We start from the raw sequence: 12,449 nt of genomic DNA on the forward strand, positions 1-12,449 counted from the left end.
CCTACACCATGATGAAAAAAAGCGTCTTGCTAGCCACCTTAACTTTAGCTAGTATAGCAACACAAGCCTCCTCCTTATCTGCCGTCCCAAACGAGCAATTACAGGGGCAAGTAAAGAAAACGTCTAAATTAAAATTAACCCAAAATCAAGCAACACTCAAACAGGTATTTGAGCAAGTAGAAGCGCAAACCCAGCAACACTTTGTCTATATTGCTGCCGATATTCCGGTTAGTAAAAGCTATGAATTTACAACAGAATACGATTCGTTAGAAACGTTACTTCACCATATTGCTGCTAAGGCCAATGTATCCTTTCAGGCTCAAGGCAATCAGATTCTTGTGAAACCCAATACACAAGTACAAGAGCGCATCCTTGAATTCAAAGGAAAAGTAGTCGATCAAGATGGCCTGCCTATTATTGGCGCCAATGTACGCGATAAAGACAATGAATTCATTGCAGTAACCGATCTAGATGGACAGTTTACGCTGACGGTAACCAAAGCGCCCATTACGCTTTCTTTCTCCTTTATGGGATATAAAACCAAAGATTTGAGTTTTTCGAAAAACAACCTGAATATTTTAGTGAAGTTGGAAGAAGACAATCAAATGTTAAGTGAAATTGTTGTGACGGGACAAGGAGCCGATGTACAGAAAAAGCGTTTAGCCAATAATGTAACCGTGATCAAAGCGAGTGAGTTAGAAAAAATTCCAGCACAGCGAGTAGATCAATTATTGGCAACGAAACTTCCCAATGCACAAATCAACCTAACAGGAGGACAAGCGGGATCTACTTCATTGATTCGCTCTCGTGGTGTGAATTCGGCTTTTTTAAGTAGTACGCCCATTATTTATGTGGATGGAGTACGCTTGGATAACAACAATACCCGTGCTTCTCTTGGTGGAAGTGCACAAGGAGCTTCGATGAGTTCGATTGCAGATATTCCCATGGATAACATCGAAAAGATTGAGTTTATCAATGGAGGAGCAGCCACAACGTTATACGGATCTGATGCAGCCAATGGGGTAATCCAAATCTTTACCAAAAAGAGAGGAATGCCTGGAACCTATGTCAATGTATTTACAGAAATGGGAGTAGAAACACCAACGACAGATTTCTTGTATTTTGACCGCACAAAAGACTTGTTGTTTGAAAATGGATTTTATCAAAAATATCGCTTAAACCTCAATGGAGAATCAGATAGTGGTTTCGGTTATAATTTCTCAACAAGCTACCAAAACTCATCAGGGGTACAAATACACAAGCAAAATGAAAATCAAAAATTTGATTTAAGCTCAGGATTTCATGCTAAGCTTTCAGAAGATGTAACCTATGAAAGTTCATTCATGTATGTTCACAATGCCTATAAACGAAACCGAAATGGAAACCAAGGCGGGTATACGGGATTGTGGTTTGCAGAAGATGGGGCTTCTAAAATAACAGGACCAGGTTTTAAAAATCGCCTAAATGAACTGACGGATGAGGAATTTGCCGTGATGAAAGAGTTTGTGAATAATGCAGAGCGATTACAAGACAACAACATTACAGTGAATCGATTTACAACTTCACAACAATTCAAGTACAATCCTTTGGAGAACCTATCCTTTAAATTAGTAGGAGGATTAGATTATCGTATTCAAGATCAAGAGAATATAGAGACCAATGAGTACTTGACAGCCACGAAAGGGCAATTGATTAAAGATCAGGGGAGTATTCAGAAAATACAGCGTAAATATTTAGGATTGACCGTAGAGTTCAACGGGCAACACAATATTAATGTTGGAGATTTCTCTTTCATTACAACCGTAGGAGGACAATTGTTTAGAAATTCAGATAATCAAACGTTGATTGAAGGGCGCAATATCCGAGATGGAGCCTATTCAATCTCAGAAGCTGCTATTCGCACCAGTGATGAATACATCAGTGAAGTATTGAACTATGGATTTTATCTTTCGGAAAACGTAGGATATAAAGATAAGTTGTTTTTGGATGTGGGGGTACGTGGGGACCGTAACCCTTCATTCGGAAAGAATATTGGGGTACAGTACTATCCTAAAGTAGGGGTATCGTATATGATGTCGCAAGAAAGTTGGTTTGCCAATCCACTGGTGAATACCTTGCGATTGAGGGGAAGTTATGGGGTAGCGGGTAATTTACCTCCTGCTTATGCCAATGAAAAAACAGTCGCTTTTGATGGATACCTTGGTGAACAAGCTACGCGTTTTAGCCAACCAGGTAATGATGACTTACGCCCAGAGAAAACACATACATGGGAAACGGGAATTGACGCTTCATTTTGGAATAACCGCTTGACTTTATCTGTGGGGTATTATTACTCTAAAACCAAAGACGCCTTGTTCTATGTACCACCAGCACCTTCTAGTGGATATACGAAAAGCCAATTGTACAACATAGGAGAAATTGAGAACAAAGGATTTGAGATGAACTTTGCGTTGGAAGTTGTACAGACACAAGACTGGAATGTTTCGCTTACAGGATCTGTCAATACGTTAAAAAACAAAGTGTTAAGTACAGGTGGTGCGCCTGCTTTTAATATCAATGGATTCAGTTCTAGAACATTACAAACAGTAGTGGAAGAAGGAAGACCCGTTGGATTTATCCGTGGAAACTATGGAGTAATAGGAGAGGATGGAACGTTAAAAGAAACTATTCCACAAGCGTATTTAGGAAGTACAATTCCAGAAGTATTTGGTAATATTGGTTTGAATTTACGCTATAAAAACTGGAGTTTATTTGCAAATGCCAATTACCAAACGGGAGGATATGCTGCCAATTGGGATGCCCAGTTTAGATACAATTACGGAGCATCGGATGATTTTGTACCAAAAGAAGAAATCGATAAAAACGGAAGAACCAATTGGTTGAACTTAACCAATCGCTTTGTAGAAAAAACAGATTACCTCAAAATTAGAACCATCGGATTATCCTACTATTTAAGACCAGCGAATCCGAGTTTATATCAATCCATCACCTTTGGATTTACTGTTGCAAATCCATTCAATTTTACTGCTTCATCTTTTGATCCTGAAGCAACCATCAGTGGTGCTGCTCAAGGACAAGGCGGGGCATCAACAGGAGGAATTGCCTATGCAACGTACTCCGCACCAAGACAGTTTTTAGGATCTATTAAAATTAATTTCTAAGTCGACCATCATGAAAAAAATAAGTATCGCTTTAAGTGTTGTTTTTACTCTAGCTCTAACAACGGTAAGTTGTGTGGATAATCCCTATGTAACGGAAGACAACTATCTAAATAAACCCAATGCAGGACAGAGCTGGGTGATTGGATTGCAAAAACAAATGGCCTTAACCACTAATATTATCGTCATTAATGCAGAAATCACCTCTGACAATTACTTCAATAATTACACCCAATATTCGAAAGTATTTGATCAACCTCAAATTGATTATTTTGATCCTGACGTCAATAATTTACAAGCGAGTATCCAAGCGTTGCGCGAAATGGCTACTTATGGATTGGAAGTTGTTTTACCAAAAGATCCAACCTTGACCGAAACGGATATTGCCTATATGAATTTCTGTAAGGGGTATGCCAATCTATTAGGGGGAGAGCTATTTCTGGGGTTACCTGAATCGAACTTAGGTCCTGTTATTACAGCCCAAGACATGTTGAAAAAAGCCGTTGAACATTTTACAAAGGCGTATGAATTAGAAACTAAAGCAGACAGTAAAAATGCCTACGCCTTGTTTATTGCACGTGCCAATTACCGCTTGGGCAATAAAGCACAAGCTAAACAATATGCAGAGATGGCTATCGCTACGCCAAACTTACTGTACAACATTCAGTTTGACGGTAAAAACAGCGTGCCAAATGAAATGCAAAATGCAACGTATGATGCCTTGCCGAATCGCTTAGCTCCATTGCCTCGTTTAGATTACCTCGATCCGAAGTTTTTCTCGGTGGGAACCCCACAAAATGATCAGAAATCACTAGCACTGGCTAAAGGAGAGGAAGGATATTTAATATTAGCTGAAATTGCTTTAGCAACCCAAGATATAGCAGGAAGTAAACACCAGTTGTACCAGCTGTTGGACTTGGTTGCTTCTCGACCAACGGAATTAGTAGATGACAAAAGAGAAACGAGAAATGGAGGAATCCGCCCAGATTATCCGTTGAAAGAAGTAAAGGTTCGCTTTGATGTAAACGCACCGGAAAAAGAAGGATATGTACTGGATCGTCAAAAAGGAAAAGTACTGGTGAGTAAAGTATCGGGAACCAAGGTAACAAAAGCTGATATTGAATCAATCACTACCGCAGATGAGTTGCTGTATACGATTTATTTGTTGCGCCAAGAAATCTTCATCAGTGAGGGACGTCGTTTGGCCGATTTGGGAATCAAATTTCCTATTTCGCAAATTGAAGCGGGAAACAATGCCCATGTTTCTGCGGAATATACCAAAGCGTTGATTCCTGATTTTATTCCGGCAAAGGCTGGGATGGATGATTTTACAACGGATACAACAACGGGAACTGTAACGATGAAATACGACATGAATAAGGTATTGGTTACGCATAAGAATAGCCCATACATCATGCCTTTATTTAAATAATAAGTGAACAATGAGAAAAGTAATTTTAAGTATAGGCTTGAGCTGTGTATGGGTATGCACCAGCTGGGCACAGGAAATTAAACACGTCATCTTAGTGAGTATTGATGGATTCCGTCCTGAATTTTACCAAGAAGAACAATGGGGAACGCCCAATTTAAAACAAATGGCAAAAAAAGGAGTATCGGCGAATGGGGTGCGTACTATTTTTCCTTCTGTTACCTATCCTTCCCATACAACCTTGTCAACAGGAACGCTCCCACATAAGCACGGCGTATACTACAATACAACCGTAGGCGAAAATGGTCAACCTGGGGAATGGATTTACGATAGTAAAGACATTAAAGTACCCACAATTTGGGAAAAAGCAAAAGCAAAGGGACTGATTACGGCTTCGGTTTCTTGGCCAATTACGTTACACAATACGTTTATTGATTATAATCTACCAGAAATATGGGATTTTGAACGTCCAATGGATCGCATTACACCAACCAAATTATACGCCACACCGAAAGGGTTGTTTGATGAGGTGATGACGCAGGCATTGGGGCAAATTCACTACAATCAATTGAATTTAAGTAGTCTAGCAATGGATGAAAATCTAGGACGTAGTGCTGCTTACCTCATCAAAACGTATAAACCCAATTTGCTAACGCTACATTTGCCAAATACTGACGGTGCACAACACAGTGAAGGTAGAGAAGGAGAAGAAGTAGTTCGTGCAATTGCTGGTGCGGATAAAGCAATAGGAAATATTTGGGATGCAGTGGTTCAGGCCGGATTAGAGAAGGAAACGCTCTTACTTGTAACGGGAGATCACGGATTTGTATCTACAGATTTTAGTATTGCACCCAATATCTGGCTTAAAGAAGCGGGACTATTGGATCGTGCTTTTTTCTTTTCAACAGGAGGAAGTGCAGTATTGCAAGTGAAAAACCCCAAGGATCAAAAGATTGTAGAAGAGGTGAGTCAACTCATTCGCAAACTGCCAGAACGCTATCAGGCCATGTTTGAACGTATTGATGAATCTTTGATTCGCGCTAGAGGAGGAGAAACAAAGGCGAAGTTGGCCTTATCAGGAAAATTAGGTTATGCGTTTTCGAATCAATCAACGGGAGAAATCGTTACCCCAAGTAAAGGTGGAAAACACGGATATTATCCGAATTTCCATGAGATTTACACCGGTTTTGTGGCTTATGGTCCAGGTCTGAAAGCGGGATTAGTAATTGATGAACTGAATTTAGAAGATATTCCCGTACTCATTAGCAAGGTATTGCAATTTGAAATGGAAGAAGCGGAAGGCATGTACCTGCCTCTTTTTGAATCAAAAAAAAATGAATCAAAAAAATAAGGGAAGTAATTGTATTTTAACTGGAAAAGAGTGGAGCAGTAATCTTCACTCTTTTTTTATTTTCAGCTGTTTGTATACCCACTTATAGGGTAGTTCGAACTTGAGGAAGAAGCGAGGAAGAAGTGATGAGGAAATAAGGGAAGAGTGAGGAAGATGTGAGAAAAAGAATTGACGATAGATTCGTGGAAGGGGGAAAATAATTCCATCATTTATTTTATACCTTTAGCCTATTCTTATTAAACAAAGCAAATGGCACTACAGAAAATTTTAGTGGTCGATGATGAAGAGAAATTGCGCAAGTTATTATCTCGTATTATTGAGTTGGAGGGATTTGAGGTTCACCAAGCAGAAAATCTAAAAGTTGCTGCTAAGAAATTGGCCCAACTGCCAATTGATGTGGTATTATGCGATGTGAAGTTACCTGATGGGAATGGTGTTGCTTTTGTCGAACAAGTAAAGGTAACGCATCCAACGGTAGAGATTATTTTATTGACCGCTTATGGCAATATTCCAGATGGCGTACAAGCAATGAAGAATGGAGCCTTTGATTATATCACAAAAGGGGATGATAACAATAAAATACTTCCCTTGTTGTATCGCGCCTTAGAGCGAGTGGCTGTCAATCGCAGTTTGGAGCAAAATAAAGTAGATCGTATCGAAGAAACCACAGGATTTGATCAAGTGATTGGCAAATCTCAAGCGTTTATGGGGGCGATTCATTTGGCAAAGCGCGTAGCTCCAACGAATGCAACAGTATTGTTGACAGGAGAAACAGGAACAGGAAAAGAGGTGTTTGCCCAAGGGATACATCAAGCAAGTACAAGAGCAAACCATAATTTTGTCGCCATTAACTGCTCCGCGTTTAGCAAAGATTTATTGGAAAGTGAACTATTTGGACATAAATCAGGATCTTTTACCAATGCGACAAAAGATCAAAAAGGATTATTTGAAGAAGCGCATCAAGGAACAATCTTCCTCGATGAAATAGGAGAGATGCCCATCGAGCTTCAAGCAAAATTACTTCGCGTGGTAGAAACGGGAGAGTTTTTAAAAATTGGAGAAACAAAACCAACGAAAGTAGAAGTACGCATTATTGCGGCTACCAATAGAGATTTAGAAAAAGAAATAAAAGAAGGGCACTTTAGAGAAGATCTGTACTATCGTGTTTCTGTATTTGAGATTAGCCTGCCTGCTTTAAGAGAACGCGAAGAGGATATTCCCTTGTTAGCGATGCGCTTTTGCAAACAATTTGCAGCCGCACAGCACAGTATGGTGCAAACCATCTCAAATGAAGCCTTAGAAGCAATGAAACGATATACCTGGCCAGGTAATATTCGAGAATTGCGCAATGCCATGGAACGCGCCGTTATTCTGTGTACACATACGGCCCTACAACTGGATGACTTGCCTTATGAGGTGCAACAAAAATCCCAAACAGCAGGAGAAGGCCTTGTTGCTTTAGATTTGGCTACGGTAGAAAAACTGCATATTCAAAAAGTATTGCAACACACCAAGGGCAATAAAACCAAAACAGCAGAATTTGTTGGGCATTGCCCTAACAACCTTATACCGTAAAATGACAGAATACAACTTGATGTAAGATTGAAATAATACTAGAAAAGCTCCCAATACGGGAGCTTTTTTCGTTTATACCTCAACTTCACCCTATCGTTTTGATAGGGTTGAACGACACAAACCCTATCAAAACGATAGGGTTTATTTTGTGCCAGTTGCTACCTTTTTTTATAAGATGTTGATTTATATGTAGTTAGGTTTTTGGTGTAAAAGCTGGTACGGCATTCGCTTATACCTAGGCAAAATAATACATCATGAAAGCACAATATGCAGTACAAAGCAGGCGTAGTCCAAAGCGACTACACAACACAGAATGCGCACTTCACGTAATCAATCACAAGTTTACTCTAATTTAAAAACAAATCCATGACCATTTTAGCGTGTATCCTTTTAGGCGTTGTGTGCTTTGTCTTGTTTTACAAAGCCATTCAATTTTTTGATAATCTATAATTTATTAGCCCCATGATTTTATTGTTCCTTATTGCGTTGGCAGTATTTGCTTATTTGTGCTATGTCCTACTCAAGCCCGAAAAGTTTTAAAAATAGCTTGAAAGAGACTGTGAAAGAAGTAGGTCTAACCCTACTAATCTTTACGATGGTATACGGTATGGTATACCTCATTCATCAGATTTTATTATTAATTGATTAATTAAAATGAATACAGAAATAATCGGAATCCTTGTCACCTTTTTAGTGGCCATCGGAATCTCCTTTCCCTTAGGGAAATATATAGCAAAGGTTTATGCAGGACAGCCAACCTTTTTAGATACAATCATGTCACCCTTAGAGCAGTTCTGCTATAAGAGTAGTCGAATTAATCCAGAAGAAGGGATGAACTGGAAGCGACATTTAGTCGCTTTATTGACGCTGAATGCCGTGTGGTTTGTCGTGGCCTTTATTTTGCTACTGACGCAAGGATCATTACCCCTCAATCCAGACCAGAATCCGAGTATGTCGCCTGATTTAGCGTTTAATACCGCCATCTCTTTCCTCGTCAACTGTAACTTACAACACTATGCAGGAGAAACAGGAGTAACGTATTTGGCTCAATTGGCGTTGATGTTTTTGCAATTTGTGAGTGCGGCCACAGGTATGGCAGCAGCAGTAGCTTTATTTGAAGCATTTAGAAACAAAACCACCACTTTGTTGGGGAATTTTTATGTGTACTTTGTGAAGTCAATTACGCGTATTTTATTGCCCTTGAGTGTGATTGTAGCCGCTATCTTGATCTTTCAAGGTACTCCTATGACATTTGAAGGGAAAGATACCATCACCACCTTAGAAGGACAGCAAGTAGAAGTATCCCGCGGTCCTGCAGCTGCATTCATCGCTATCAAACACTTGGGGACAAATGGAGGCGGTTTCTTCGGAACAAATTCAGCACACCCTTTTGAAAATCCGACTTACTTGACCAATATGGTGGAGATGATTGCACAGTTGATTATTCCCTTAGCCATGATCTTTGCTTTTGGTTATTACATCAACCGCAAGCGATTTTCTTGGATGATGTTTGGGGTAATGACACTAGGGTTTTTGTGTTTGGCGATTCCAAACGTGGTAATGGAAGCCAATGGAAACCCCAATATTACAGCCATGGGAATTGACAATAGCCTAGGAGCAATGGAAGGAAAAGAAGTGCGAATCGGTGCCGCAGCTTCGGGGTTTTGGAGCATTGTAACAACAGTAATCTCGACCGGATCTGTCAACTCAATGCACGATAGTACCATGCCGTTATCGGGAATGAATCAATTGCTCGCCATGATGATTAATGCCTTTTATGGCGGGGTAGGTGTTGGCATCTTAAATTTCTTTGTTTTTATCGTATTAGCAGTATTTATCAGTGGATTAATGGTCGGCAGAACGCCAGAACTATTTGGTAAAAAGATTGAAGCAAAAGAAATGAAAATTGCGATGGTTATCGCTTTAATACACCCTTTCTTAATTTTAAGTAGTACCGCTTTAGGTGCGGCTTTCCCCGAATTTACAAAGGATACTTTAAACAACCCTTCCTTCCATGGATTCAGTGAAATACTCTATGAGTATACGTCCTCAGCCGCAAACAATGGAAGTGGATTTGAAGGATTAGGAGACAATACGCCTTGGTGGAACTTCTCTACGGGGATTATATTGCTGTTGGGGCGTTTCTTACCCATCATTGGACCAGTAGCTTTAGCGGGTTGCCTAGCACAAAAACGCTATGTACCAGAAAGTGCAGGAACGCTAGCCACAGATACAACAACATTTGGAATGATTGTATTCACTGTTATTTTAATTGTAGCGGCGCTAGCTTTCTTCCCCGTGTTAACATTAGGCCCTATTGCAGATTACTTTACAATACTAAGTTTATAAAAAATGGCAATTCAACATAATCAAGCTCTTTTTCAAAAAGAGGTCGTACTAAAAGCAAGTAAAGAAGCTTTTAAGAAATTAGATCCAAGAACCTTGTTTCGAAACCCCGTGATGTTTACCGTAGAAATCGGAACGATTATTATGCTTGGCGTTTGTATCTGGATTTTATTTGGAGAAGAAAGTCAAGGGAGTTTGGGATACAATGTGATTTTATTCTTCTTGTTATTTATCACCCTATTGTTCGCCAATTTTGCAGAAGCAATTGCGGAAGCAAGAGGAAAAGCACAAGCAGATAGTTTGCGCAAAACCAGAGAGGAAACTCCTGCTACATTAGAAGATGGAACAAAAGTATCTTCATCAACCCTTTTAAAAGGCATGGTGTATAGCTGCGTGGCAGGAGATATAATTCCAGCAGATGGTGAAATTATCGAAGGCTTGGCAACGATTGATGAAAGCGCCATAACAGGAGAAAGCGCACCCGTCATCAGAGAGGCAGGAGGAGATAAAAGTGCGGTAACTGGCGGAACAAAGGTATTGTCTGATCGCATTAAAGTACGAGTAACCGCACAAGCAGGAGAGAGCTTCTTAGATAAAATGATTGCTTTAGTAGAAGGAGCCAACAGACAAAAATCGCCCAATGAAATCGCGCTAACTATTTTATTAGCTGGTTTTACCTTGGTGTTTACTATTGTGATTATCACGTTAAAACCCTTTGCTGATTTTGCCAATGTTGCGCTTAGTATTGGAGCATTGATTTCACTTTATGTGTGTTTAATTCCCACAACGATTGGGGGGTTACTATCGGCGATTGGTATTGCAGGAATGGACAGAGCCTTGAGAGCGAATGTAATTACCAAAAGCGGTAAAGCAGTTGAAACGGCAGGAGACATTGATGTTTTACTATTAGATAAAACAGGAACCATTACGATTGGAAACCGAAAAGCAACGCATTTTCATCCCGCTCCAGATGTAGATAAAAGTGTATTGATCAAAGCAGCAGTATTGAGTTCCCTTCGTGATGCTACACCAGAAGGAAAGTCTATTATTGAATTGGCTCGTGTAGACCCAACGGATTTTACAGTAAACAACCCGCGTTTTATTTCCTTTACTGCCGAAACAAGAAGCTCTGGTATTGATTATGATGAGGTACGCATTCGAAAAGGTGCTGTAGATGCCATCAAAAGCATTTGTATACAGGCAGGAAATGAATTTCCTTCAGCGGTTGCAGATTGTGTCCGCAAGGTTGCAGAAAATGGAGGTACGCCTTTGGTTGTGGCTCAAAATGAGCAAGTACTGGGCGTTGTAGAATTGCAAGACGTTATTAAACCGGGAATTCAAGAGCGTTTTGCGCGATTGAGAAAAATGGGAATCAAAACGGTAATGGTAACAGGGGATAATCCCATGACCGCAAAATACATTGCAACAGCTGCAGGGGTAGACGATTTTATCGCGGAAGCAAAACCCGAAGACAAGATGAACTACATCAAACGCGAACAAGCAGAAGGTAGATTGGTGGCGATGATGGGGGATGGGACCAATGATGCTCCAGCCTTAGCACAAGCAAATGTTGGGGTAGCAATGAATAGCGGAACACAAGCAGCAAAAGAAGCGGGTAATATGGTGGATCTCGACAATGACCCAACCAAACTCATCGAAGTGGTAGAAATTGGTAAGCAATTGTTGATGACTCGCGGTACCTTGACTACGTTTAGTATTGCCAATGACGTAGCGAAGTATTTTGCCATTATCCCCGCCTTATTCATTACGGCAATTCCCGCTTTGCAAGGATTAAACATTATGCATTTATACAGCCCTGAGAGTGCCATACTATCTGCTGTGATTTTTAATGCTATCATTATTCCATGCTTAATTCCACTGGCTTTAAGAGGAGTCGCTTATAAACCTATTGGAGCCAGCGCTTTATTGCGTCGCAACTTATTAATTTATGGCTTAGGTGGTGTAATTGTACCCTTTATCGGGATCAAACTCATCGACCTTTTTGTCTCACTATTTATGTACTAAACAAATGAAAAAAACGCTTATACCCTCTATTATATTAACAACCGTTTTATTCGTGTTGTTAGGAGGAATTTACCCCTTAGTTTTATGGGGAATTGCTCAAGTTGCCCCAAATGCGGGAGAAGGATTTATTGTGGAATCAAACAAAGGAAAACAGTATACCAATATTGGGCAATCCTTTACGACAGAGGCGTATTTCTGGTCGCGTCCTTCTGCTGTCGATTACAATGCAGCAGGTTCTGGAGCAAGTAATAAAGCCGCTACGAATGCAGCATATCTTGCAGAAGTAGAGCAACGCATAGCGGATTTTAGTAGACTGAATCCAACCGTTCAAAAAGAAGAGATTCCCGTGGATTTAGTTACCGCTAGTGGTAGTGGATTAGACCCCCATATTTCAGTTCAAGCTGCACGTGTGCAAATAGCGCGTGTTGCGGTACATAGAGGGATAGAAGCTAGTCGTTTGGAACAATTGGTTACAGCGCAAACACAGCATCCGTTGTTAGGTGTATTCGGGCCACAAACGGTCAATGTTTTAGCACTGAATATGGCATTAGATGCTTTACAATAA

General features: G+C 40.2%; 7 protein-coding genes and 1 pseudogene. All 8 read left to right on the top strand.

The features are described 5' to 3' along the window. Positions 1 to 8: 8 nt before the first annotated feature. The 8 genes and pseudogenes from M2306_RS03855 to kdpC all read left to right on the top strand — a co-directional run bounded on the left by M2306_RS03855 (position 9) and on the right by kdpC (position 12,449). On the top strand, positions 9 to 3,161 hold the full coding sequence (locus M2306_RS03855) for a TonB-dependent receptor domain-containing protein (RefSeq protein ID WP_259188065.1): 3,153 nt from the start codon (positions 9 to 11) through the stop codon (positions 3,159 to 3,161). Between the two features lie 10 nt (positions 3,162 to 3,171). Further along, the gene (locus M2306_RS03860) at positions 3,172 to 4,590 is read left to right on the top strand and encodes a tetratricopeptide repeat protein (protein ID WP_259188067.1); all 1,419 of its coding nucleotides are present in this window, start codon (positions 3,172 to 3,174) and stop codon (positions 4,588 to 4,590) included. A gap of 10 nt (positions 4,591 to 4,600) precedes the next feature. Further along, positions 4,601 to 5,938 (top strand): alkaline phosphatase family protein, encoded by a 1,338-nt coding sequence (locus M2306_RS03865; protein WP_259188069.1) that lies wholly within the window; start codon positions 4,601 to 4,603, stop codon positions 5,936 to 5,938. Positions 5,939 to 6,187: 249 nt separating this feature from the next. Further along, positions 6,188 to 7,538: pseudogene (locus M2306_RS03870) on the top strand (sigma-54-dependent transcriptional regulator). A 437-nt stretch (positions 7,539 to 7,975) separates the two neighbouring features. Continuing rightward, complete coding sequence (kdpF, locus tag M2306_RS03875) at positions 7,976 to 8,053, top strand: K(+)-transporting ATPase subunit F (protein ID WP_081474131.1); 78 nt, start codon at positions 7,976 to 7,978, stop codon at positions 8,051 to 8,053. A 114-nt stretch (positions 8,054 to 8,167) separates the two neighbouring features. After that, positions 8,168 to 9,862: a potassium-transporting ATPase subunit KdpA gene (gene kdpA / locus M2306_RS03880; RefSeq protein WP_259188074.1), complete on the top strand. Its 1,695-nt coding sequence runs from the start codon at positions 8,168 to 8,170 to the stop codon at positions 9,860 to 9,862. A gap of 3 nt (positions 9,863 to 9,865) precedes the next feature. After that, positions 9,866 to 11,884 carry a potassium-transporting ATPase subunit KdpB gene (gene kdpB, locus M2306_RS03885; RefSeq protein WP_115090582.1) on the top strand — a complete coding sequence of 673 codons (2,019 nt, stop codon included), beginning with the start codon at positions 9,866 to 9,868 and terminating at the stop codon, positions 11,882 to 11,884. A 4-nt stretch (positions 11,885 to 11,888) separates the two neighbouring features. Further along, entirely contained in the window at positions 11,889 to 12,449 is a 561-nt protein-coding gene (gene kdpC / locus M2306_RS03890) for a potassium-transporting ATPase subunit KdpC (RefSeq protein WP_115090581.1), read from the top strand.

This window comes from Myroides gitamensis (assembly GCF_029894455.1).
Lineage (GTDB): Bacteria > Bacteroidota > Bacteroidia > Flavobacteriales > Flavobacteriaceae > Flavobacterium > Flavobacterium odoratum.

Bases quoted from the DNA above. Each gene is read 5' to 3' on its own strand.
- M2306_RS03855 (WP_259188065.1), top strand. From the start codon at position 9: ATGATGAAAAAAAGCGTCTTGCTAGCCACCTTAACTTTAGCTAGTATA.
- M2306_RS03860 (WP_259188067.1), top strand. From the start codon at position 3,172: ATGAAAAAAATAAGTATCGCTTTAAGTGTTGTTTTTACTCTAGCTCTA.
- M2306_RS03865 (WP_259188069.1), top strand. From the start codon at position 4,601: ATGAGAAAAGTAATTTTAAGTATAGGCTTGAGCTGTGTATGGGTATGC.
- kdpF (WP_081474131.1), top strand. From the start codon at position 7,976: ATGATTTTATTGTTCCTTATTGCGTTGGCAGTATTTGCTTATTTGTGC.
- kdpA (WP_259188074.1), top strand. From the start codon at position 8,168: ATGAATACAGAAATAATCGGAATCCTTGTCACCTTTTTAGTGGCCATC.
- kdpB (WP_115090582.1), top strand. From the start codon at position 9,866: ATGGCAATTCAACATAATCAAGCTCTTTTTCAAAAAGAGGTCGTACTA.
- kdpC (WP_115090581.1), top strand. From the start codon at position 11,889: ATGAAAAAAACGCTTATACCCTCTATTATATTAACAACCGTTTTATTC.